This window comes from Pedobacter nototheniae (assembly GCF_032678625.1).
Taxonomy (GTDB): domain Bacteria; phylum Bacteroidota; class Bacteroidia; order Sphingobacteriales; family Sphingobacteriaceae; genus Pedobacter; species Pedobacter nototheniae_A.
In genome coordinates this window covers 735,631-760,215 of the sequence record NZ_JAVTSO010000002.1, presented here as the reverse complement: position 1 = coordinate 760,215, position 24,585 = coordinate 735,631, and the positions used below count along the sequence as shown (strand labels likewise).

23 protein-coding genes are annotated in these 24,585 nt (G+C 36.4%); 14 read left to right on the top strand and 9 right to left on the bottom strand.

The genetic code is table 11. The annotated features are described in order from the left end of the window. Window positions 1–64: 64 nt before the first annotated feature. Complete coding sequence (locus tag R2Q77_RS08970; RefSeq protein WP_316803383.1) at window positions 65–1,489, top strand: MATE family efflux transporter; 1,425 nt, start codon at window positions 65–67, stop codon at window positions 1,487–1,489. Between the two features lie 87 nt (window positions 1,490–1,576). Here the strand turns inward: R2Q77_RS08970 and R2Q77_RS08965 are convergent, their stop codons facing one another. Next, window positions 1,577–2,797, bottom strand: a complete 1,221-nt coding sequence (locus R2Q77_RS08965) for a glycoside hydrolase family 27 protein (RefSeq protein ID WP_316803382.1) — start codon at window positions 2,795–2,797, stop codon at window positions 1,577–1,579. 258 nt (window positions 2,798–3,055) lie between these two features. Between R2Q77_RS08965 and lepA the strand changes: the two genes are divergently transcribed. The 4 genes from lepA to R2Q77_RS08945 all read left to right on the top strand — a co-directional run bounded on the left by lepA (window position 3,056) and on the right by R2Q77_RS08945 (window position 6,587). Then, window positions 3,056–4,843 (top strand): translation elongation factor 4, encoded by a 1,788-nt coding sequence (gene lepA, locus R2Q77_RS08960; RefSeq protein ID WP_316803381.1) that lies wholly within the window; start codon window positions 3,056–3,058, stop codon window positions 4,841–4,843. Window positions 4,844–4,927: 84 nt separating this feature from the next. Continuing rightward, entirely contained in the window at window positions 4,928–5,809 is an 882-nt protein-coding gene (locus tag R2Q77_RS08955) for a bifunctional 5,10-methylenetetrahydrofolate dehydrogenase/5,10-methenyltetrahydrofolate cyclohydrolase (protein ID WP_316803380.1), read from the top strand. A 103-nt stretch (window positions 5,810–5,912) separates the two neighbouring features. Beyond that, window positions 5,913–6,161 (top strand): DUF6364 family protein, encoded by a 249-nt coding sequence (locus R2Q77_RS08950; protein ID WP_316803379.1) that lies wholly within the window; start codon window positions 5,913–5,915, stop codon window positions 6,159–6,161. A gap of 3 nt (window positions 6,162–6,164) precedes the next feature. Beyond that, window positions 6,165–6,587 carry a PIN domain-containing protein gene (locus tag R2Q77_RS08945; RefSeq protein WP_316803378.1) on the top strand — a complete coding sequence of 141 codons (423 nt, stop codon included), beginning with the start codon at window positions 6,165–6,167 and terminating at the stop codon, window positions 6,585–6,587. On the opposite strand, the gene R2Q77_RS08940 is transcribed toward R2Q77_RS08945, so the two are convergent. Next, a complete protein-coding gene (locus R2Q77_RS08940; RefSeq protein WP_316803377.1) occupies window positions 6,584–6,919 on the bottom strand; it encodes a Rieske (2Fe-2S) protein in 336 nt (111 codons plus the stop codon). The genes R2Q77_RS08945 and R2Q77_RS08940 overlap by 4 nt on opposite strands. A 107-nt stretch (window positions 6,920–7,026) precedes the next feature. Here R2Q77_RS08940 and R2Q77_RS08935 point away from each other — a divergent pair, with 107 nt between their 5' ends. Then, window positions 7,027–7,650 (top strand): 7-carboxy-7-deazaguanine synthase QueE, encoded by a 624-nt coding sequence (locus tag R2Q77_RS08935; protein ID WP_316803376.1) that lies wholly within the window; start codon window positions 7,027–7,029, stop codon window positions 7,648–7,650. A 38-nt stretch (window positions 7,651–7,688) separates the two neighbouring features. Then, on the top strand, window positions 7,689–9,575 hold the full coding sequence (locus tag R2Q77_RS08930) for an OmpA family protein (protein WP_316803375.1): 1,887 nt from the start codon (window positions 7,689–7,691) through the stop codon (window positions 9,573–9,575). A gap of 3 nt (window positions 9,576–9,578) precedes the next feature. Here R2Q77_RS08930 and R2Q77_RS08925 read toward each other — a convergent pair whose 3' ends face one another. From R2Q77_RS08925 to recQ, 4 genes are all read right to left on the bottom strand, one after another. Beyond that, window positions 9,579–10,244 carry a hypothetical protein gene (locus R2Q77_RS08925; RefSeq protein ID WP_316803374.1) on the bottom strand — a complete coding sequence of 222 codons (666 nt, stop codon included), beginning with the start codon at window positions 10,242–10,244 and terminating at the stop codon, window positions 9,579–9,581. Window positions 10,245–10,260: 16 nt separating this feature from the next. After that, window positions 10,261–10,980 carry a DUF2071 domain-containing protein gene (locus tag R2Q77_RS08920; protein WP_316803373.1) on the bottom strand — a complete coding sequence of 240 codons (720 nt, stop codon included), beginning with the start codon at window positions 10,978–10,980 and terminating at the stop codon, window positions 10,261–10,263. Then, complete coding sequence (kdsA, locus tag R2Q77_RS08915) at window positions 10,980–11,792, bottom strand: 3-deoxy-8-phosphooctulonate synthase (RefSeq protein ID WP_316803372.1); 813 nt, start codon at window positions 11,790–11,792, stop codon at window positions 10,980–10,982. Before kdsA ends, R2Q77_RS08920 begins: the two co-directional genes overlap by 1 nt. A gap of 80 nt (window positions 11,793–11,872) precedes the next feature. Further along, complete coding sequence (recQ, locus tag R2Q77_RS08910) at window positions 11,873–14,062, bottom strand: DNA helicase RecQ (protein ID WP_316803610.1); 2,190 nt, start codon at window positions 14,060–14,062, stop codon at window positions 11,873–11,875. Window positions 14,063–14,153: 91 nt separating this feature from the next. On the opposite strand from recQ, the gene R2Q77_RS08905 reads away from it, so the two are divergent. Together R2Q77_RS08905 and R2Q77_RS08900 are read left to right on the top strand one after the other, a co-directional pair. Further along, the gene (locus R2Q77_RS08905; protein ID WP_316803371.1) at window positions 14,154–15,122 is read left to right on the top strand and encodes a KpsF/GutQ family sugar-phosphate isomerase; all 969 of its coding nucleotides are present in this window, start codon (window positions 14,154–14,156) and stop codon (window positions 15,120–15,122) included. 14 nt (window positions 15,123–15,136) lie between these two features. Next, entirely contained in the window at window positions 15,137–16,228 is a 1,092-nt protein-coding gene (locus R2Q77_RS08900) for a mannose-1-phosphate guanylyltransferase (protein WP_316803370.1), read from the top strand. A 65-nt stretch (window positions 16,229–16,293) separates the two neighbouring features. On the opposite strand, the gene rlmB is transcribed toward R2Q77_RS08900, so the two are convergent. Further along, the gene (gene rlmB, locus R2Q77_RS08895; RefSeq protein ID WP_316803369.1) at window positions 16,294–17,061 is read right to left on the bottom strand and encodes a 23S rRNA (guanosine(2251)-2'-O)-methyltransferase RlmB; all 768 of its coding nucleotides are present in this window, start codon (window positions 17,059–17,061) and stop codon (window positions 16,294–16,296) included. A 200-nt stretch (window positions 17,062–17,261) separates the two neighbouring features. On the opposite strand from rlmB, the gene dnaB reads away from it, so the two are divergent. Continuing rightward, window positions 17,262–18,833 (top strand): replicative DNA helicase, encoded by a 1,572-nt coding sequence (dnaB, locus tag R2Q77_RS08890; protein ID WP_316803368.1) that lies wholly within the window; start codon window positions 17,262–17,264, stop codon window positions 18,831–18,833. Between the two features lie 76 nt (window positions 18,834–18,909). Here dnaB and chrA read toward each other — a convergent pair whose 3' ends face one another. Both chrA and R2Q77_RS08880 read right to left on the bottom strand, forming a co-directional pair. Beyond that, window positions 18,910–20,127, bottom strand: a complete 1,218-nt coding sequence (chrA, locus tag R2Q77_RS08885; RefSeq protein ID WP_316803367.1) for a chromate efflux transporter — start codon at window positions 20,125–20,127, stop codon at window positions 18,910–18,912. A 26-nt stretch (window positions 20,128–20,153) separates the two neighbouring features. After that, window positions 20,154–20,489, bottom strand: coding sequence for a tetratricopeptide repeat protein (locus R2Q77_RS08880; protein WP_316803366.1), 336 nt, complete (start codon window positions 20,487–20,489; stop codon window positions 20,154–20,156). Window positions 20,490–20,551: 62 nt separating this feature from the next. Here R2Q77_RS08880 and R2Q77_RS08875 point away from each other — a divergent pair, with 62 nt between their 5' ends. From R2Q77_RS08875 to R2Q77_RS08860, 4 genes are all read left to right on the top strand, one after another. Beyond that, the gene (locus R2Q77_RS08875; RefSeq protein WP_316803365.1) at window positions 20,552–21,289 is read left to right on the top strand and encodes an electron transfer flavoprotein subunit beta/FixA family protein; all 738 of its coding nucleotides are present in this window, start codon (window positions 20,552–20,554) and stop codon (window positions 21,287–21,289) included. A gap of 69 nt (window positions 21,290–21,358) precedes the next feature. Further along, window positions 21,359–22,330, top strand: a complete 972-nt coding sequence (locus tag R2Q77_RS08870; protein WP_316803364.1) for an electron transfer flavoprotein subunit alpha/FixB family protein — start codon at window positions 21,359–21,361, stop codon at window positions 22,328–22,330. A gap of 49 nt (window positions 22,331–22,379) precedes the next feature. Beyond that, on the top strand, window positions 22,380–22,994 hold the full coding sequence (locus R2Q77_RS08865; protein ID WP_316803363.1) for a bifunctional nuclease family protein: 615 nt from the start codon (window positions 22,380–22,382) through the stop codon (window positions 22,992–22,994). 193 nt (window positions 22,995–23,187) lie between these two features. Next, window positions 23,188–24,573, top strand: a complete 1,386-nt coding sequence (locus tag R2Q77_RS08860; RefSeq protein ID WP_316803362.1) for a nucleoside permease — start codon at window positions 23,188–23,190, stop codon at window positions 24,571–24,573. Window positions 24,574–24,585: the final 12 nt, after the last annotated feature.

Genomic DNA, 24,585 nt, shown 5'->3' with positions numbered 1-24,585 from the left:
TTAAATTATGTACTTTTTTATAAGTACGTAAAGGTCTATTTCACAAATTTTCACAATAATACATATGTCACAGTCAGTAAAGACACAGGGCAAATTATCTTCTTTTTATACCGTTTTAAAACAATCCTTAAAAGGTGAAGAAGTAGATTTAACATCAATAGGCATAAACAGGGCCATTATTTTATTAGCCATCCCAATGATGCTTGAAATGGCAATGGAGTCTGTTTTTGCTTTGGTCGACCTTTATTTTGTAGGTCATTTAGAAAACAGTAGTCACGCCATACAAACGGTTGGGCTAACAGAATCTGTTTTAACGATAATTTATTCTTTAGCCATTGGTTTAAGTATGGCTGCCACGGCAGTGGTGGCCCGGCGGGTTGGCGAAAAAAATCCTGAAGCTGCAGGTAAAGCTGGTATGCAAACCATTGTTATTGCTGTTTTTATAAACCTGATTATAAGCGCATTTGGTTTATTTTATGCACGCGAAATCCTGATGCTTATGGGTGCATCGACAGAAACTGCAGAACACGGAACGCCATTTATTAGAATTATGATGGGCGGAAGCATCATTATTGTCCTGTTATTTCTAATCAATGGTATTTTTAGAGGAGCAGGAAATGCCGCCATAGCCATGAGAAGTTTATGGATAGCCAATATCGCGAACATCATCCTGTGCCCTATTTTTATTAATGGCTTTGGTCCTGTTCCGGCTTTTGGCTTAACTGGTGCTGCAATTGCAACAACTATTGGGCGTGGCTTAGGTGTTTGTTATCAGGTTTATCATTTATTTAACGGTAAAAATGCTTTAAAAATAAAATTAGGTTTTCTAATTCCAGAATGGGAGCAAATTAAAGCAATAATTAAAATTGCCGCCCCAGGGGTACTTCAGTTCGTTATAGCCAGCTGCAGTTGGGTGTTTTTAGCTCAACTGGTTGCTACAACAGGTGGCGATCATGGTTCGGCAGGCTACCAAACGGCACTTAGATTAATGATGTTCTTTATGCTTCCTGCCTGGGGTCTAAGTAATGCCGCTGCAACATTGGTTGGACAAAACTTAGGCGCCGGACATATAGACCGGGCAGAGAAATCAGTATTTCAAACCATGAAATATACCATCATTTTTATGGCCGTGGTAAGTGTTTTATTCTTAACCTGTGGGCATTTGTTTGCGGCATTTTTTACCAAGGATAAACTAATTATTGATGTTGCATCTAAAGCACTGCGAATTTTGAGTGGTGGCTTTATTATTTATGGAATGGGAATGGTTTTAACAAGTGCCTTTAATGGTGCCGGAGATACCTGGACACCTACAAAAATTAATGTTTTTGCTTTTTGGGTATTTCAGATTCCATTCGCATATTTCCTTGCTAAATACATGGCATTAGGCCCTACTGGTGTTTTTATAGCAATCCCAACAGCAGAAGTTGGGATAAGCATTGCCGCCTACATTCTATTTAAACGGGGTAAATGGAAAAAAACCTTAGTTTAATTTTAAAAACCTCGGTCATTTAAAATGACCGAGGTTTTTTCTTCAATGTCTTTCAAATCAATTTTATTAAACTGAAAAAGGTAATCGCTATTTAGAAGACTGAAATACATTAAAGGGAACAGCTTTTCCTACAAGTTTTAAAACAACCACGCCATGTTTCGGAATTTCAAAGGTTTGGTTTTTATTTTTTGACGGCGCATTATCTTTCGATTCCCATAAATTATGCACAACATATCCCTGATTGGATTTAATGCCCACACTATCTACATCAAAACTTATAGCAACTGGTTTCTCTGTTCTATTTAGTAAGGTTACTGCGATTTCGCCGCTCATGGTAGAAATAAGTGGTTTTACCCAAATTTCAGCACCATTGTCTTTACTAATTCTTCTTGCCTGATAGCCAAGAATATCCTGATTAAGGGCAATGATATTTTTATTGGTAATTATGGATACTGTTTCTTTGGATACATTACGCAAATCATTTCCCAATAACAAAGGGGAATTCATAATACACCACATCGTAAAATGAGTTTTATCTTCTTCATAAGTCATTCCACGACCAACCTGAAGCATATCCATATCATTTACATGCCCTGGCAAACTGTATTTCCATAAATCAGCATTTTTATCTACGATACTTAATATTGATTCGAAAGTATTGGTTATATCGCCTGATATGCGCCAGGAATCAGCAATTTCAACGGCCCATTTGCCAGGGAACTGCCATCTGCAAATATTAAAAATAGCATCACTTCTAATTTGTTTTATCCGCGTGGCAATTTGTTTGTATCGAAGCTCTTCATCTAAATTTAGTTTTTGGCCACCACACCAATCTACTTTTATAAAATCATAACCCCAGGTGTTAAGCATTAAATTCAAATCTGCTGCATCATGTCCATATAAGCCAGAACCCACCCCTATTGTATCCTGATCCCATTCTGAAGCACAGGTATTTATGCCTGCATCAGAGTAAATACCAGCTTTAAGTCCTTTTTTATGAATATAATCTGCAAGAGATTTCATTCCATTAGGAAAACGTTTTTTATTAAATTGTAACTCTCCCTTTTCGTTTCTGCCACCAAAAAAACCATCATCAATATTTACAAACTTATAACCAGCATCTTTCAATTTTAATGAAATCATTGCATCAGCCTGCGCTTTAATTATATCTTCATTAATATTTACGCGAAAATTATTCCAGCTCGACCAGCCCATTACTGGAGTCTTCTGATTTGAAGACTTTTCTTGTGCATAACTGGCTAAAGCAAATGATAAAAGGAGGCCGCAGAAAAAATATTTCAAGGTCATGAATTCTGAGATTAGATTAAATTTTTCGAATATACATTTTTCACCTTACAATCAATTAGAGTTAAATAAATCATGGATAATTAGACAAAATTTTCTAAATTATACCTTATAAAACGCCTGCTATAACATTCAGAAAGAATTAAAAAAGTTAGATTTCAACAACCTAAAAATGATAAATATTCTATTATAAACAGTTGCAAAGTAATACAACAATTTCTCACTTAAAATTTACCTTAAAAAAGCTATCTTTGCGCAAAGATGAAGCATATACGTAATTTTTGCATTATTGCACATATTGATCATGGTAAAAGTACCCTGGCCGATAGGTTATTAGAATACACCGAGACAATTTCGAAGCGTGAGGCGCAAGCACAATTGCTCGACAATATGGATTTGGAGCGTGAGAGAGGCATAACGATTAAAAGTCATGCCATACAAATGAATTATAAAGTTGGTGGAATTGAATATAATTTCAACCTTATTGATACGCCTGGACACGTAGATTTTTCTTATGAAGTTTCTCGTTCAATAGCAGCCTGCGAAGGTGCTTTGTTAATTGTAGATGCCTCACAAGGCATACAGGCTCAAACCATTTCTAACTTATACCTTGCTTTAGAGCACGATCTTGAAATTATTCCTATTTTAAATAAAATGGATTTGCCTGGTGCAATGCCTGAAGAGGTTAAAGACCAGATTATTGATTTGATTGGCTGTAAACGCGAAGATATTATCCCGGCATCTGGTAAAACAGGCTTGGGAATTCCTGAAATTATTCAAGCCATTGTTGACCGTGTTCCTGCACCCGTTGGTGATCCGGAAGCACCATTACAAGCGTTAATTTTTGATTCTGTTTTTAACTCATTCAGAGGGATTATCGCTTACTATAAGGTTGTTAACGGCGAAATTAAGAAGGGAGATAAAGTGAAATTCATCAATACTGGTAAACAATATTTAGCGGATGAAGTTGGTGTATTGAAACTGGATATGTCGCCAAGAAGTTCGGTTAAAACCGGAGATGTTGGTTATATTATTTCCGGGATTAAAGAAGCCCGTGAGGTAAAAGTTGGGGATACGATTACAACTGTTGACAGACCCTCTCTAAATTCTATTCAAGGCTTTGAAGAAGTTAAACCAATGGTTTTTGCTGGTATTTATCCAGTTGACACAGACGAATTTGAGGAACTTCGCGAAGCGATGCATAAATTGCAGTTAAACGATGCATCTATTGTTTTCGAACCTGAAAGTTCGGCAGCGTTAGGTTTCGGTTTCCGTTGTGGTTTCCTAGGCATGCTGCACATGGAAATTATCCAGGAGCGTTTAGAGCGCGAATTCGATATGACCGTAATTACTACGGTTCCCAACGTGTCTTATATTGCGCACACCACTAAAGGCGATGAAATTATTGTAAATAATCCATCTGATTTACCAGATCCAAGTAAACTTGATTCTGTTGAAGAACCTTACATTAAAGCCAACATCATTACAAAGGCTGAGTTTGTTGGTCCTGTAATGTCGCTATGTATTCAGAAAAGAGGTATTATTGTCAATCAATCTTATTTAACATCTGATCGTGTTGAATTGATCTTTGAAATGCCAATGGGCGAAATAGTATTCGACTTTTACGATAAGTTAAAAACCATTTCAAAAGGTTATGCTTCATTTGACTACCATCAGGTTGGCTACCGTAAATCTGATTTGGTAAGACTGGATATGTTGTTAAATGATGAACCGGTTGATGCTTTATCATCATTAATTCACCGTAGCAATGCATACGATTTCGGAAAAAAAATCTGTGAGAAATTAAGAGAATTAATCCCACGTCAACAATTCGAAATTAAAATCCAGGCTTCTATTGGTGCTAAAGTTATTGCCCGCGAAACCCTTAGTGCTTTACGTAAAGATGTAACGGCTAAATGTTATGGTGGTGATATTTCGCGTAAGCGTAAACTATTGGAAAAACAGAAAAAAGGTAAAAAACGCATGCGCCAGGTTGGAAATGTAGAAATTCCGCAAACGGCGTTTATGGCAGTTTTGAAATTAGATTAATATAGATTTGATACTGGATTTTAGATTGTGCGGTCTACATTCTAAATCTTAAATTCAGTATCTATAATTTCACATCTCGTAAAAATGAAATTACTCGACGGAAAATACGTATCAGAAAACGTTAAACTTCAAATCGCTGAAGAGGCTGCAGATTTTTTAAAAACCAGTGGCCGTAAGCCTCATTTAGTTGCTATTTTGGTTGGCAATGACGGTGGAAGTGAAACTTATGTGGCCAGCAAGATGAAAAACTGCGAAAAAGTAGGTTTTAAATCTTCTCTATATAGATATGATGATACTGTTAGTGAAGTTGAATTATTGCAAAAGATTGAGGAAATAAACCAGGATGCCGATGTAGATGGTTTAATTGTTCAGTTACCTCTTCCAAAACACATTGATCCGGAGAAGGTAACAGAAAAAATTGATTACCGTAAAGATGTAGATGGCTTTCATCCTGTTAATTTAGGCAGAATGATGCGCAATTTACCGTGTTTCATTCCGGCTACTCCTTATGGCATTTTATTAATGCTGCAAGCCTATAATATTGATACAACTGGTAAACATTGTGTGGTAGTTGGCAGAAGTAACATTGTAGGAAGCCCTATGAGCATTTTAATGGCCCGTAATGCAAATCCCGGTAATTGTACAGTAACTCTTACACATTCGCGCACAAAAGATTTAAAAGCGCAAATACTGCAGGCCGATATTATAATTGCTGCTATTGGTAAAAAGAATTTTGTTACCGCTGATATGGTTAAGCCAGGTGCGATTATTATTGATGTTGGCATTAACCGCGAAACTTCTACAGAGACTAAATCTGGTTACAAATTATTTGGCGACGTAGATTTTGAAAACGTAGCGCCGATATCATCTTATATTACTCCTGTTCCTGGTGGTGTAGGTTTAATGACTATTGTAGGTTTGTTAAAAAATACACTTTCATCTGCAAGAAAAGAGATTTATAAATAAATATTATTAGCTGATAATAAGAATCTTATATTGTTATTTTTATACGTATTAAATATTTTTTAATCACGTACTTAAAATGTATATTTGTGTAAATCATAAAGAGATGGATACCAAATTAACATTAAGCTTTGATCAGGAAGTTGTAACTAAGGCTAAAAAATATGCTGCTGATCACAACATCAGTTTATCTCGCCTTATTGAGCATCTTTTAACTCAGGTTACTTCCAACGAATATAAATCATTGGAAGAGTACCCTATTTCTGATTGGGTTAGCATGGTTGCCGAAGGAGAAGTTGAGTATAAAAAAACATCTAAATCTTCAAAAGATGAATTCTTTTCTTCCAAAAAGTAATTAATGCTGAAGATTTTTTTAGATGCCAATGTATTGGTTTCTGTTCTCAATAAAGAATATCCATTATTTACTTATTCTTCCAGAATTTTAAGCCTTGCCTCAAACCCAAAGTTTGAAGTCTACACCTCTCCTCTTTGCCTTGCAATAGCCTTTTACTTTGCAGAAAAAAAACAGAATGCTCAAAGGGCTAAAGAAAAGATAGATTTGCTCTGTAAGCATATCAAAATAGCCCAAAACTCTATGCATGGCGTTCATCATACCTTAATAAATAAGGCTATTCATGATTTTGAAGATGGTTTAGAATATTATGCCGCCAAGGAGAAAGGCTGTGCATGTATAATAACAGAAGATATTGAAGATTTCTATTTTTCGGAGATCGAAGTATTAAATTGTAAAGCATTTTTTAAACAATATCTTTCGGTTTAAGACCAAAGCTTACTCCACCAGCTTTCCTCAAAGCCGATGTAGAGTCCATCTTCCCGTAATTCTGTTGGGTAAATGTTTATGTAATCGCCCTGACCTTCGGCACCCCTGCCGGTTTTTAAACTGTATTCATAACGATGAACCGGACAAATTAAATTTCCATTTTTACACCAGCCCCCACTAAAATGACCACCAGCATGCGGGCAATATGCCTGGGTTGCAAAAATTTGTTCGCCTTCTTTAACAATACAAATTTGTTTTCCTTCTATTTTAACCATATTAATGGCATCTTCTTTAGGAATCTGGAAGTTGTTTAAAGCTTTAAACCAGCGCATTTCTTCAAAATTTAAGATGAATATTTATTTGTTTCTTCATCTAAGGGTTATTTTTCACTAAGATAAAGTTTTACACCGATTTTTTTAGGATATTTGCATCCTCAAAAATGAAACAAGACATACCAGAAGACGGCACATTACTTCCTTTAATGGAAGAATTTTACACCATACAGGGCGAAGGATTTAACACAGGTAAAGCGGCTTATTTTATCCGCCTGGGCGGTTGCGATGTGGGTTGCCATTGGTGCGACGTAAAAGAAAGCTGGGATGCCGAAATGCATCCGCTTACTCCTGCTGATGTAATTGTTGAAAATGCAAAGAAATATCCTGGAAAGGCTGTTGTAATTACCGGTGGCGAACCTTTAATTTATAACCTCGATTACCTGACTGCCAAACTACAGGCTGAAGGAATTTTGACTTTTATTGAAACTTCCGGTGCTTATCCTTTATCGGGCAGTTGGGACTGGATTTGCCTGTCTCCTAAAAAATTCAAGGCTCCACGACCTGATATTACGCCTTTTGCCAACGAATTGAAGGTTATTGTATTTAATAAAAGTGATTTTAAATGGGCAGAAGAATATGCTCAATCTGTTTCTCCGGGTTGTAAACTATATTTGCAGCCTGAATGGTCTAAATCAAAGGAAATGACCCCTTTAATTATAGATTATGTAATGGCTAATCCAAAATGGGAAATCTCTTTACAAACGCACAAATTTTTAAATATTCCGTAAATAGTTTACATTAGCTTTGATAACCAAATGTTAATGTAATGAAGCATGGCTTAATCATTTTGTTTAGCATTTTGTGCTTTTATTGTTTTGGACAAAATCCATCAAATAAAAAAGCGCAAAACTTATTTGAGAAAGCAGATCCTTTTATCCAGAAGCAAGATTACAATGCTGCTGCCCAACTGCTGGAGAGTGCCATTCAGGCCGATCCACAATATCAAAATGCATTAATTGTTTTGGGCGATGTTTATCGTATTCAAAAAAAGTATCCGCAGGCGAAAGCCAACTACGAAAAAGCCATTGGCATTAATAAAAATATTTTGCCGGAAGTTACTTTTAACCTCGCTCAAATGGAATTTGCCACTTCAGAATATTTAAAAGCGAAACAGCATTTTGAAGCGTTTATCGTTCTTGATAAATCATCTGAAAGAAGTAGGAAAGCAAAAAAGTACCTGGTGGATTGCGAATTTGCGATAGAGGCCATTAAAAAACCTGTAAAATATACACCTAAAAACCTCGGAGAAGGTGTAAATACGGCAAATGCCGAATATTTCCCAGCTTTAACCGCTGACGGAGAAACATTAATTTTCACCCGACAAATTAATGGTAACGAAGATTTCTGGACATCGCAGTTCAAAAACAATGAATGGGCTAAAGCCGTTCCGCTTTCCATGAAGATAAATACAGCAAAATATAACGAAGGTGCACAAAGCATATCGCCTGATGGTAAATATTTATTTTTTACCGGCTGTAACCGCCCTGATGGTTTAGGAAGATGCGACATTTATGTTTCGCACAGAGAAGGTGTAGATTGGGGCGAACCTTATAATATTGGTAGTCCTGTAAATTCTGAATACTGGGAATCTCAACCTGCAATTAGTCCGGATGGAAGCACACTTTATTTTGTAAGCAACAGACCTGGTGGTTCAGGAGGTTACGATATCTGGAAAAGTACCATTACAGCGGATTCTAAATGGGGACCAGCCGTAAACCTTGGTCCCGAAATTAACACACCCTTTGATGAAAATACACCTTTTCTCCATGCTGATGGTAAAACTTTATATTTTTCATCAGATGGCTGGGCAGGATTTGGCAATAAAGATATTTTTTACAGTAGACTGGATGATTCTGGTAAGTGGCAAAAACCAGTTAATTTAGGCTATCCTATTAATTCTTTCGAGGATGAAAGTGGTTTGATTGTTAGCGCAGATGGTAATTTAGGTTTCTTTTCTTCTAACCTGAAAGATGGTTACGGCGGGCAGGATATTTATAGTTTTGGCATTCCGGAACAAGCAAGACCCTTAAAAGTAAGTTATGTAAAAGGTATTGTTAAAGATAAAGACAGCCAAAAAACAATTGAAAGTAATGTACAGGTTGTTGATTTAAGAACAAATAAAACTGTTTTTGACGATTATACCGATCCCTCAACCGGAAGTTTCTTAGCGGTAATGCCGGTAGGCAGCAATTATATGTTCAATGTTAATGCCGAGGGATACATGTTTTATTCAGAAAACTTTGAACTCAAGGCCGGCGATATTAATAAACCCTACCAGATTGAAGTTTATATTGAAAAAATTAAGGCAGGTGGCAATGTAACCTTAAAAAATATATTTTTCGACACCAATAAATACAATCTTTTACCGGCTTCGATAAAAGAACTGGAAATTTTAATTGGATTTTTAAATGATAACCCAACTGTTGAAATTGAAATACAAGGACATACCGATAATGTTGGCGACGATAAATTGAATGAAAAATTATCATTAAACAGAGCGAATGCAGTTTACGAATACCTAATTAAAAATAATATTAATACAAAAAGACTTATGTTTAAAGGTTTTGGTGCCAGTAAACCCATTGCAGATAATAAAACAGAATCGGGCAGAAAGAATAACCGCCGAACGTCGTTTGTAATTACGAAAGTTTAAATATTATTTCTTTAAACTAAAAGGGTAAACAGTTTTATCTATTTCGACCAATAAACTATCTTCATTTTTCTTTTCTAAAATATAAACAGTGGATTCCCACTTTTGCATTAATGAAGCCATGCCCGAAGCTACATCACCCAATCGCTTAGATTGTAGTTTGATTAGTCGTTTGTTATCTTTGGTTCCATCATCTAAAACTCTATCTAAGTAAATCGCGTGTCCGCTATCATTAACTTCTCCCAAAACCATCATCGGTGCTTTAGGATGAGAAACCAGAAATACGAGGTTTTTAGTAAAATCTATCGAGTTTACCTGGGCAGAATGATCTTCGCCATTTCTTCTAAATCTTTTTTCTGCATAATCACCAATAATCTGATCTAATGCTTCAGCTGTAAGTACAGGCAAAAAAGCAACGTCTTCGTAAATTGGTTTTTTTTCATCTTCGTTTGATTGAAACTGGATCGTGCTATCTGCACCCGAGGTCTCTGCATTGTTCCTCAACACTTTATTTATGTTGTTTGTAAAATCTTCCATTCTGTCATTACCTGGTCGTAATGAAGTTTCAAAATTAAACGTCTGCTTTACTTCAACAGGTTTATTACAAGACGTTAAAACACAAAATAACGATAATACGACAAGGCTAAAGTTTCTAATTATAGTGTAACTCATCACTAAAGATAATATTTTATATCTTTTTCCCGCTAAGCACGCTAATTTCAGAACCTTCTGCCAGCATAACGGAATCTGGTTCAGTATGCGCTAAATAACTAAATTCCTGACCATAGTTTGTTCCAAAATCAACATTAATGGTAAATTCTTTAACAGGATAAACTTCCCAAACGGGATGTTCAACGCCATATTCTGATGTTTTATTTACCCCAACTTTGGTGTAACCCCAATAATGTTCAGTTATAAATTCTTCTTTGCTACCAAGCGCAATGGATTCACTTTTAGACAAAGCTGTTACGGAAAATTTGTTCCAGTTTTTGGTTTTCCATTGATATTCTACTTCGAGTTGATTTTCCTGCTCAATCCATAAATGTTTCATGGGTAAGGTTTGGTAGTTCTCTTTGTAAATGGTATTTGCAATAAAAGTAATGGCCGGTTTAGGAACAATTTCTTTAATAAATACTACGCCCCGTTTCCAAACTCCATTTTCATTGTATTTTACATAAAAACGAAGGTTAACTTCTTCAAAAGTACTGTGAAATGGAATATTTAAACCTTTAAGTTTAACATTTACAAACATAAAGCCTACCAGGCTTACATAATATTTTCCTTGCCAGTCGTCTAATTCAACATGAGGTGGTAAATATTTCAAAAGGATATCCTGATCTACAGCGTAATTGGCTAAAGCAAGTTTTCGCCATTCGGCAGTTAAAAATACCCTTTTGTTTAAATCCATTAGATAATGGCCTGCCTTACACGAACCAATTTTGCTAAAGTTTCTTCCAGCAAATCTAAATGCAGCATATTGGCACCATCAGATTTTGCGTGTGCAGGATCAGGATGCGTTTCAATAAACAATCCATCGGCTCCTACTGCAATGGCAGCTTTGGCAATGGTTAAAATTAATTCTGGTTTACCACCAGTAACACCACTGCTTTGGTTAGGTTGTTGTAAAGAATGCGTACAATCCATAACCACAGGAACGCCAAAACTTTGCATTTCAGGTAAACCGCGGTAATCCACTATTAAATCCTGGTAACCAAAAGTATTTCCTCTGTCTGTTAAAATCACTTTATTATTCCCAGCTTCTACAATTTTTTCTACCGCAAATTTCATCGATCCTGCAGAAAGAAACTGTCCTTTTTTTACATTAACAACTTTTCCTGTTTCGGCAGCAGCAATTAATAAATCCGTTTGGCGGCATAAAAACGCGGGAATTTGAAGTACATCTACATAAGCTGCAGCCATAGCCGCTTCGCTACTTTCATGAATATCCGTTACGGTTGGTACATTAAATTCTCGCCCTACTTTTTCAAGGATTTTTAATGCTTTTTCATCGCCAATGCCGGTAAAAGAGCTGCCTTTACTTCTATTTGCTTTGCGGTAAGATCCTTTAAAAATATATGGAATTTTAAGTTTATCCGTGATCGAGATAATTTTTTCTGCAATACGTAAAGCCATTTCCTCACCTTCTATTGCGCATGGTCCAGCCATTAAAAAAAAGTTTCCTGAATCTGTATTTTTTATTTTATCTAAGTAGTTTAACATGTATTGGGGTATTATGTAAATTGTGATGGAAGATGGGTAATACTGATACCCATCTTCCATTTTACTAATCTATATAAAGATTAGTTTCCTAATTCCGACATGAATTTAATCCGCATTAGCTGGATTTCTTCACGGGTATAATCTGTTTCGCCGAGCTCGTTTAAGGCTTCATCAATTGAATCATTTTCAGCTGCCCTGAAATAGTCAAATACTTCATCCTGGCGGTCGTCATCAATAACCTCATCGATAAAATAATTAAGGTTTAACTTGGTGCCTGAATTAACAATAGATTCTACTTCTTTTAAAATTTCCTCGTAAGTAATGCCTTTTGAATCTGCAATATCTTCAAGGCCAATTTGCCTGTCGATATTCTGAATAATAGACACTTTCATTTGAGATTTATTGGCCTGTGTTTTGATAATTAAATCAATCGGACGCTCAATATCATTATCTTCAACGTATTTTTTGATCAACTCAATAAACGGAGAACCGAATTTCATGGCTTTACCAGAACCTACACCAGAAATTTGTCGCAATTCTTCCATGGTAATTGGATAATGCGTGCACATTTCTTCTAAAGAGGGATCCTGAAAAACGACAAAAGGAGGTACATTTTTTTGTTTGGCTATTTTTTTACGCTGATCTTTAAGCAATTGTAAAAGTTGCGTATCCAGTGCGCCCGTACCTTGTTTTAAGTCATCATCGTCATCATCAACGCCCGATTCAATCGGTTCGTTTAAGATAAATTTAAGACTATATGGGTTATTTATAAAATCTTTACCTTGTTTGGTTAATTTTAATAGGCCGTAATTATCAATATCCTTAAAAAGGAAATTATTTAATACCGCCTGCCGAACAATCGATTTCCACATTAATTCTCCGTCCTCTTTGCCTAAGCCAAACTCTGGCAATTTACTGTGCTCGTAGGCAATGGTTTGAGCAGTTTCCAAGCCGAGAAAAACATTTAATAAATGTACATCATCAAACTTTTCTCCGGTTTTATCAATAAACTTTAATAAAGTAGAAAGACTTTCTTCAGCATCAAATTGCTTTTTAGGTTTCTTGCAATTATCACACATGCAGTTGCAACCGGTTTCATTAAAATTTTCGCCAAAATAATGAAGAATCTGTTTACGACGGCAAACGCCCGATTCGGCATAATCAATTACTTCCTTTAATATTTGCGTACCGATTTCACGTTCTGCAACCGGTTTATCTTTCATAAACTTCGCCAGTTTATCTACATCTTTTTGCGCATAAAATGCAAGGCAAACACCTTCACCGCCATCACGCCCGGCTCTACCGGTTTCCTGGTAGTAACCTTCCATGCTTTTGGGCACATCGTGGTGGATAACGAAACGAACATCAGGTTTATCGATTCCCATACCAAAAGCAATGGTTGCAACGATTACCTCTGCATCTTCCATCAAAAACTTATCTTGCGTTTCTGCCCTTACCTTTGGATCTAAACCAGCATGGTATGGTAAAGCGCTGATGCCATTAAGATTTAAAGCTTCGGCAACTTCTTCTACTTTTTTACGGCTCAAACAATAAATAATACCCGATTTACCCGTATTTGATTTAATGTATTTTATAATCTCCTTGGTAATATCACGCTTGGGACGGATTTCATAAAATAAATTTGGGCGGTTAAATGATGACTTAAATAAAGTTGCATCACTCATACCAAGGTTTTTAATAATGTCTTGCTGCACTTTTGGTGTAGCTGTTGCGGTTAATGCAATGATAGGGATGTTATTGCCTAAACCACTAATTACTTGCCTGATTTTTCGGTATTCAGGTCTAAAATCATGTCCCCACTCAGAAATACAATGCGCTTCATCAACCGCAACAAATGAAATTTTAATCAAATTTAAAAAATCAATGTTGTCTTGTTTAGCCAGCGATTCTGGTGCCACATATAACAATTTAGTCTGACCACTTAAAAGGTCAGTTTTAACCTGTGTAATTTCAGATTTGTTTAGGGATGAATTTAGAAAATGAGCAATGCTGTCATTACCCCCAAATGCCCTTAATTGGTCCACCTGGTTTTTCATTAATGCAATAAGTGGCGAAATCACAATTGCTGTTCCTTCGCTCATTAAAGCAGGTAATTGGTAGCAAATAGACTTCCCCCCACCTGTTGGCATAATAACAAATGTATTATTGCCCTCTAAAATATTTGTAATGATCGACTCCTGATCACCTTTGAAATTATCAAACCCAAAGAAATTTTGCAGGTTATCAAATAACGACTTTTTCACGTCCATTTTGTGTAATAAAATATGCGATGCTATTTTTGTATCCAAAATAACATAATTTTACAAGAATTTCAAGTATTAACCGACAATTTTTTTCTCTTTGAAAAGTAAAAAATCAATAACTCAATCAGCTTTAGACACATTAGCCTTAGAAGCTGCTGCAATTTTAAATGTTGCCAATAATATTAATGCCGATTTTGAAAAGGTGGTGTTAAATATTTTAAACTGTAACGGGCGTGTAATTGTTACCGGAATTGGTAAAAGTGCAATTATTGCACAAAAAATCGTGGCTACCTTTAACTCTACCGGTACACCGGCTATTTTTATGCATGCGGCTGATGCTATTCACGGGGATTTGGGGATGATCCAGCAAAACGACATTGTTATTTGCTTATCTAAAAGTGGAAACACACCTGAAATTAAAGTTTTAATCCCTCTACTGAAAACATCGGGCAATATTTTGATTGGAATGGTTGGTGAATTAAATTCTTACTTAGCGCAACATGCTGATCTGATTTTAAATACTGCTGTAGAAAAAGAGGCATGCCCCCATAATCTTGCCCCAACAACCAGTACAACGGCGCAATTAGCCCTTGGTGATGCCCTGGCCATTTGTTTGCTTGAATCCAGGGATTTTAATGAAGTCGATTTCGCCAAATATCATCCAGGTGGTGCGCTCGGTAAAAAACTTTACTTAAAAGCCGGAGATTTAGCTTTATCGAATGAAAAACCGCATATAAAACGTTCAGCACCAGTGAAAGAGGTTTTAATTGAAATTAGTAAAAACCGTTTGGGTGCAGTAGCTGTTATTGATAATGAAAACCAAATATTGGGCGTAATTACGGATGGTGATATCAGAAGAATGCTTGAAAACAGTACCAGCATTGATCATTTAAAGGCTGAAGATATTATGGGGAAAAGCCCTAAAAGCATTCAATTTGATGCCTTGGCTGTAGAAGCCCTCGAAATAATCAGAGAAAATAACATTACTCAATTGTTGGTTTTACAACAAAATACTTACTTTGGCATTATTCACTTACACGATCTTTTAAAAGAAGGTATTGTGTAGTTTCAAATTATAAAATGAATAAAGATTTTTATGCATTAATTATGGCTGGCGGCGTTGGAAGTCGCTTTTGGCCTGTAAGCAGAACAGAATTCCCTAAACAATTTATTGACTTTTTCGGCGTCGGAAAAACATTAATCCAAAGCACCTACGATCGATTCTTAAAAATATGCCCACCTGAAAATATTTTCATTGTAACCAATGAAATTTATACTGATTTAATTAGAGCACAATTACCACAGCTTAGCGACAACCAAATTTTGGCTGAGCCACTTTTACGGAATACTGCTCCTTGTATCGCATATGGATCTTTAAAAATCGCAGAAATTAATCCTAATGCCACAATTGTTGTTGCCCCTTCCGATCATACTATAGCCAATCTTGATGGTTTTTATAGCTCAATTAACCAGTCTTTAAATGCCGCTTCTAAAAATGATTGCTTAATTACGTTAGGGATTATGCCTAATCGTCCCGATACCGGATATGGTTATATTCAACATACGGATCATGTTTTAGTTACCGATCCGAGTTTGCATAAGGTGAAAACGTTTACAGAAAAGCCAAACCTTGAGCTGGCTAAATCCTTTCTTCAAAGCGGAGATTTTTTATGGAATGCGGGCATTTTTATCTGGTCGGCTAAATCTATTTTAAGTGCTTTTGAAAAACACCTGCCAGATATGTACGAAATTTTTAATCTGGGCAGATCAGAAATGAATACCGAAACAGAAAAGGCTTTTATCAATAATGCTTATCTGCAGTGCACCAACATTTCTATAGACTTTGGAATTATGGAAAAGGCGGAGAATGTTTATGTGCTTCCTGCCGATTTCGGCTGGTCGGATTTAGGTACCTGGGCTTCTATTTATGAAATGGCAGACAAAGATTATGTTGGCAATGCCGTAATCCCTTCTGAGCAGGTTATTATGTTCGATTCTTCTAATTGTATGGTTAACGTACCGAAAGATAAACTCGTTATCTTACAGGGCTTACATGATTATATTGTGGTTGAAAACAACAATATGCTAATGATATGCCCAAGGGATGAAGAACAAAAAGTTAAAGAAATTGTAGCCGAAGTTAAATCCAGATTTGGAAATAAATTCATTTAATATGTGAGGTGGATAATGTCAGAAATTTCTGCACATTATCCACCTTAATTATTATTACATCAAATTTAAACTGTGCGCTGCCTAACGGCTTCGTATAAAATTACGCCGGCAGCTACCGAGACATTTAATGATTCGATTTTTCCGGCCATTGGAATTTTAGCCAAATGATCGGCAACCCGTAAAAGTTCGTTTGAAATTCCTTCATCTTCTGATCCCATTACAATTGCCGTTGGCATAGTATAATCGGGTGCATAAATAAAATCGTTTGTTTTTTCTGTACAGGCAACAATTTGTAAACCGCTTTCTTGCAGAAATAAGCAGGTTTTATGTAAATTGGAGTGACGGCAAATTGGAATACTAAATAAAGCGCCGGCCGAGGTTTTAATGGCATCAGCATTAATCTGGGCTGCATTTTTTAAAGGTACTACAATAGCATGCACACCAACACAAGCGGCAGTACGTGCAATAGCGCCCATATTACGAACATCCGTTACGCTATCCAAAACCAAAATTAAAGGCACCTCTCCTTTCTCAAAAATGGCCGGAATAATATCTTCTATATTTTGGTAAGTAATTGGAGAAATTACAGCAATAACACCCTGATGGTTTTTCTGGGTCATGCGGTTCAATTTTTCAATCGGAACAGAGTTTAAAGGAATTAAAGTTCCTGTTAAAAGCGTTTTTAATTCCAGAAACAAACCACCAGTTAAGCCGCGTTGCAAATAAATTGTTTCAATATCTCTTCCGGCTTTAATGGCCTCAATCACTGCTCTTATACCAAAAACAAATTCATTATTCTCTTTTACGCGCTGTGGTCTTCTAAAATTATCCATGTTTAAAAATTGTTAGACAAAAGTAAAGCAAATAATTGTTTTGCCTTGTATCAATCGCTTCCTTATTAACATTTAATTGTGCAGAAATTTTTAAAAGTGCCGAAATCCATGAAAAATTAATCCGTTTAGGCTTCAATTTGTTAACAAAGAAGTAGGAACTAATTAAAACAAAACGGACAAAATTTAGCTACTTTTGTGGCATGGATAATGAACAAGGCGGAAAGAATAGCATGACTGCCCGAAAGAGCAGACTTAGCAATACAATTAGTTCACAAGGTAAAATCCCACCACAGGCACTCGATCTTGAAGAGGCTGTATTAGGGGCTTTAATGCTTGAAAAAGATGCCTTATCTGCTGTAATTGATGTATTGAAGCCTGAAGTTTTTTACAATGCAGCTCACCAGAAAATTTTTGAAGCCATCCATATTTTATTTGAAAAATCGCGCCCGGTTGATATCCTAACCGTTACTGCCGAACTGCGTACGCTGGGTTCGTTGGAAATGGTTGGCGGTGCTTATTACATCACCAATTTAACCAACAGGGTTGCATCAGCTGCAAACATAGAATTTCATGCCCGAATTATTTCACAAAAATACATTCAGCGTGAATTAATCCGGATTTCGACAGAAATTATTACCAACGCTTACGAAGATACTACGGATATTTTCGATTTGCTGGATCAGGCAGAAAAAGGTCTTTTTGAAATTGCCCAAAATAACCTTCGCCGTGATACGCAAAAAATGGACGACATTATCAAACAGTCGTTAGCAACACTCGAAGAGTTAAGAACCAAAACCGACGGTTTAACAGGTGTACCTACAGGCTTTACCGGTTTAGATCGAATTACAGGTGGATGGCAGAAACAGGATTTAGTAATTATTGCTGCCCGTCCGGCGATGGGAAAAACTGCTTTTGTTTTAACCTGTGCCAGAAATGCTGCTGTAGATTTCCACAAACCTTGTGTAGTTTTTTCACTGGAGATGTCATCCGTTCAATTGGTTAATCGTCTGATTTCAGGAGAAGCTGAAATTGAGCAGGAAAAGATCAGAAAAGGAAACTTAGCCGAGTGGGAATGGCAGCAACTTCACAGTAAAATAGGAAGATTAACAGAAGCTCCGTTATTAATTGACGATACCCCAGCGCTAAATATCTTTGAATTTAGGGCAAAATGCCGCCGTTTAAAAGCACAATACGATATTCAGATGGTTATTGTCGATTACTTGCAGCTTATGCACGGTAAAGGCGAAGGTAAAGGTGGTGGTAACCGTGAACAGGAAATTGGTAGTATTTCAAGGGCACTTAAATCTGTGGCCAAAGAACTTGATATTCCTGTGCTGGCCCTATCCCAGTTAAGTCGTGCGGTAGAGAGCAGACCGGGTTTGCAAGGTAAAAGACCGATGTTGTCTGATTTACGTGAATCTGGTTCCATTGAGCAGGATGCCGATATGGTATTGTTCTTATATCGACCGGAATATTATGGAATTACCGAAGATGAACAGGGGCGTTCGCAGGCCGGTATTGGTGAGGTTATTATTGCAAAACACCGTAATGGTGAAACCGGAATTGTACCGCTTAAATTCATTGGTAAGTTTGTTAAATTTGTGGATTTAGAAGATGATTTTAATGCTCCTTCTTTAGGTTCAGGAGAAACAAGTGCTGGAATGCTACCTTCAGGGTCATTTGATAGTTTTCATAACCCTACCCCTCAGAGCAATGTAATTATAAGACCTTCTAAAATGGATGATTATAATGACGATGATCCACCATTTTAATTAAAAAATATAAGCACAAACAAAAAGCCAGTAAAATTAAAGTTACTGGCTTTTTGTTTGTCTAAAGAAATTCGATCTAAAATAAATACCCAATCAATATACCCACTAAAACAATTACGGGTGGACTTATTTTGGTGAAGTTGAGCAAGGAAAACGTTGCAACCATTATTGCTAAAAAGAGCAAATTAAAGCCCATCGGAATTAAAAGCAAGATAAATGCAGCTATAATAAAACCTACACTCACAGCATTAATGCCAGACAAACTATGTTTTATCCTCGAAATTTTCTTTAAATCATCCCAGAAAGGCACAATAAAAAGCACGAGGATTAAACCCGGTAAATTGATTCCGATTACACCAATTAAACCACCCAATACTTGCCCCCAAATGCCATAACCAAAATTACGCATACTTAAAGCACCTAAATAACTGGTAAATGAAAAGGTTGGTCCGGGAAGCGCCTGTTGTAAAGCAAAACCGGAAAGAAAGCCAGATGATGCAATGTAGTGCTTCATTTCTACAAACTCGGTAAACATTAAGGGTACCAAAACCTGTCCACCGCCAAAAACCAATATTCCGTTACGGTAAAAATTTTCGAGTAAACGAATGGGTAAACTAAAAGGCGAAGTACGGTTAATAATTGCCCCCACCATTGCAAACAACAGTAATGCGCCTAAAAAGTAAATCAGTTTTTTAGGGTTTACATTTGAAAAAAGTTTAACCCGAAGTTCAGTTTCTTCTTTTGGTGTTTCCATTGCAGAAGATATCATTCCGCCAATTAATATAGCCAGAGGAAAAACATAAGCATTTCTTAAAACAAATGTGGCTACAATTGCTGCAACTGCTAAAAAAACAGAAACCTGGGTGGTTAACACTTTTCTTCCTAATTTATATGCCCCATAAGCCACGATACCTAATGCAATGGGTTGAATATATTGCAGAATATCTATAAATTTTTGTTTCTGATCGAGCAACCCAAAGCTTATGGCAGCAAAAGTCATAATTGCAGCGGTAGGAAAAATCCAGATTAAAAAGGTAATCAAAGCCAGTTTCAGGCGCCCTACCTTCCAGGCTATTCCAACTAAAGTTTGTGTTGAGGCAGGCCCCGGTAATACTTGAGCCAGTGCATTTAATTCCAATAATTCTTCTTCTGTTACAAACTTTGTTTGATGTACAAAGTATTTTAAAAGCAAAGCCAGGTGCGCCTGCGCTCCGCCAAAAGATGTAAACGTAAAAAAAACAACATTACGGATAAACAGCCACTGCTTTTTTGCAGCTATAGGTTTTATTTGCATTAAACTAATTACTAAAAACGGCCAATTTAATCATCTTCATAATCCAGCCCAGAGGCAGAGTTGAAAGCACCCTGCAATTCAGAAAAGGCATGCATATCTCGTTTTGCCCGCGCCACTTCCATTCCTTTGCCATATACTGCTATGGCCTGGTCTTTTTGGTTGTCTTTTTCGTATAATTTACCCAAATGGTAATAAGTACCTACATAATCCGGATGTTTATCCGTTAACTGAAGGTAAAAAGAATACGCTTTTTCCTTATCATTTTGAGCGTTATACTCTGTGGCTAAGGCATATAGTATAAACGGATCATTGGGTTCACTTTGTAAAAACTCTAATAACTTACTTAATCGGGTAGTTGACATTTTAATTCCTTGCTTTTTTAATTAAATTTGCAGAAAGACCTTATATAATAAACATAATAAATATGAAAATATTAGTTTGTATCAGTAACGTGCCAGACACAACCACAAAAATAACTTTTACCAACGATAATACCGAATTCAATACCGCAGGAGTACAATATATTGTTAATCCATACGATGAAATCGCTTTATCAAGAGCTATTGAGTTAACAGAAGGCGGCAAAGGCACCGTAACCGTAATCAATGTTGGCGAAGCGGCCACAGATCCAACCATTAGAAAAGCCCTTGCAATTGGTGCTGATGATGCTGTAAGAGTAAACGCAGCGCCTCGGGATGCTTATTTTGTAGCAAAACAGATTGCAGAATATGCAAAAGATAAAGATTTCAATATTATTTTAACCGGACGCGAATCTATCGATTATAATGGCAATCAGGTAGCGGCTATGGTAGGCGAATTTTTGGACATCCCTTCCATTTCAATTATCAAGAAATTAGATGTTGATGGAGATTCAGCTACTTTAGAACGTGAAATTGAAGGTGGTAAAGAAGTGGTAACTGTAAACGGTAAGTTTATTGCCAGCTGTGCCGAAGGTGTTGCAGAACCAAGAATACCCAATATGCGCGGTATTATGAGTGCAAGAACCAAACCTTTAAATGTTATTGAGGCGGTTGCAATTGAAGAAGTAACTAAAGTTGCAAAATATGAAACCCCCGCCCCTCGTGGTACTGTAAAACTTATTCCTGCTGATGCGGCAGAACAATTAATTGATTTATTGCATTCAGAAGCTAAAGTAATTTAATTTACGGTTTAACAAATAAAAATTAACAATAAGTATCACACATCCTGTACAGGATCAAGAAATAAATATATGTCAGTATTAGTATATGTAGAACAAGCTGAGGGTAAATTTAAGAAATCTGTTTTTGAAGCAGTTTCTTATGCTAAAGCCATTGCAGATCAACAATCGACCAACTTAACCGCAATATCTATCGGAGATGTAGCTGAAGGAGAATTAAAAGAGCTTGGAAAATACGGTGCGTCTAAAGTTTTAAACGTAAGCGCTGATCAGTTAAAAACCTTTGTAAACCAAGCTTATGCAAGTGTAATTGCTGCAGCAGCAGAAAAAGAAGGCGCTAACATCGTTGTGCTATCTAACTCATTCTCGGGTAAAGGCCTGGCACCACGTATTGCGGTGAAATTAAAAGCTGGTTTGGCCGATGGTGCAGTAGAATTGCCAAAAACTGATGGCGGCAAATTTGAAGTTAAGAAAACTGCATTTTCAGGTAAAGCTTTTGCCATCACTGAATTAACTTCTTCAAACAAAATTATAGCTTTAAATCCAAATGCTTTTGGAGTTAAGGAAAATGCAACTGATGCTGCAATTGAAAATTTTGCTGCTGATGTGAAACAATCAGATTTAGCTACTGTAATTAAAGATATCGTTAGAGCAACAGATAAAGTTTCTTTACCCGATGCAGAATTAGTTGTATCAGCTGGACGTGGATTAAAAGGCCCTGAAAACTGGGGAATGATTGAAGAATTGGCAGGTTTACTCGGTGCCGCAACCGCATGCTCTAAACCTGTATCTGATGCAGATTGGAGACCGCACTCTGAACACGTTGGCCAAACAGGTATTGCCATTAGCCCTAACCTATATATAGCTATTGGTATTTCCGGAGCAATCCAGCACTTAGCTGGTGTAAGTTCTTCAAAAGTAATTGTTGTAATCAATAAAGATCCTGAAGCACCTTTCTTTAAAGTTGCTGATTATGGTATTGTTGGCGATGCATTTGAAGTTGTACCAAAATTAATTGAAGCTTTAAAAGCACATAAAGGATAATATTTTACAGACCTTGTAGGTGTTTAGCCTATGAGGTCTTACCATAAATATGAAAAAAGTTAAATTAGATATTGTTGGCTTATCCTACAGTCAAACACAGTCCGGTGCCTATGCATTGGTTTTAGGTGAAGTTAACGGACGCCGTCGTTTACCCATTATTATTGGCGCATTTGAGGCTCAGGCAATTGCTATTGAAATTGAAAAAATGACACCCAGCAGGCCGCTAACGCACGATTTATTTAAATCGCTTGCCGAAACTTTTCATATCAATGTACAGGAAATTATTATCTACAACCTGGTTGATGGTGTTTTTTATGCAAAATTAATTTGTGGTGATGGTAAAAACACGCATGAAATCGATGCTCGTACATCTGATGCAATTGCTTTAGCTGTACGTTTTAACGCCATGATTTATACTTACGAATTCATTCTGGCTTCTGCCGGAATAGTTATTGAAGGGAATGACTTTCTGTTTTTGGAAAATATGGATAACATTGCCAAAGAACCCGATGCTGATAGCCTACCCACTTCTACCAAACAACAAGGCTATGGCGAATTAACCCTCGAAGAATTACAGGAAAAACTACAGGAAGCCATTGCTGAAGAGGCTTATGAAAAAGCAGCAAGATTAAGAGACGAGTTAAATAAAAGAAATTCGGGCTAAATTTTAAATAAAATAGCACTCACTTTATTTTAATTGGTTAATTAATCTATTTTTGCCCAATATTTCTACCCGAAAATCATTAATAATTAAGAGAATCTGAATTGTGTATAATAATTTAAGCGCATTTTAGATTTTGTTTTAAAATAGTTCTATATTCAACTTTTACTTTCAAAACAACAACTAAACTATTATTATGAATGTTAAGTTTCGCTTAACGCTGATGAGCTTTATGCAGTTTTTTGTATGGGCAGCTTGGCTAATTACGATCGCTAATTATTGGTTTGGAACCAAACAGTGGGACGGCGCAGATTTTGGAATCATCTTTTCGACTATGGGAATAGCATCCTTGTTTATGCCCACCCTTACCGGAATAATGGCGGATAAATGGATCAACGCGGAAAAGTTATATGCTATACTTCATATCCTGTATGCTTGTGTTATGTTTTACCTGCCGCAGGTAACAAGCCCGCACAGTTTCTTTTGGGTAATGCTATTGGCCATGTGTTTCTATATGCCAACCATCGCATTAAGTAATTCAATTAGTTATACCACACTTAAAAACAGCGAATACGATGTAGTTAAAAGTTTCCCGCCAATACGTGTATGGGGAACTGTAGGTTTTATTGTTGCCATGTGGATTACCAATTTAACAGGCAATAAAGCCAGTGCAAACCAATTTTATATTGCCGGAGTAAGTGCTTTGGCCTTAGGTGTTTATGCATTTACTTTACCAGCCTGTAAACCTTTAAAATTAATTAGCGAGAAAAAATCTTTAGTTCAAAAATTAGGGCTCGAATCATTCAAATTATTTGGTGATTACAAAATGGCCTTATTCTTTATCTTCTCTATGTTTTTAGGTGGTGCCTTACAGCTAACCAATGCTTATGGAGATGTATTTTTAGATGAGTTTAAGATGTTTCCTAAGTATGCTGAATTATATGTAGTTAAAAGGTCAACCTTAATTCTATCTATTTCGCAGGTTTCAGAAACGCTATTTATTTTAGCTATCCCCTTCTTTTTAAAGCGTTATGGCATTAAAAAGGTTATGGTAATTTCAATGCTGGCATGGGTATTTAGATTTGGCCTGTTTGCTTTTGGAAATCCTAGAGATGGATTATGGATGATTGTAATGAGTTGTATTGTTTATGGAATGGCTTTCGATTTCTTTAATATTTCGGGATCTTTATTTGTAGAAACCTCTACAACACCAAAAACACGTTCATCGGCTCAAGGCATGTTTATGATGATGACGAATGGATTTGGTGCTATATTGGGTAGTTTAACATCAGGATGGATTATCCAGAAATATTTTACTAAAGCCTATACAAGCATTCAGGAAGTAGCTACATTGGTAAGTTCTGAAGCAAATAATAAGCTTTTACTTAATTTCTTAGGCACAAAAGGAATTTCAGTATTGGAAAACGGACAGTTGAGCAGATCAATTCCTATTATAGATTGGCATAGTGTGTGGCTTACATTTGCCATTTATGCATTGGTGATTACTATTTTCTTTGCCTTCTTATTTAAACATAAGCATACCAAAGCACAAGAAAAAGCTATAGAAGAAATTACCCACTAATTTTAACCTCGA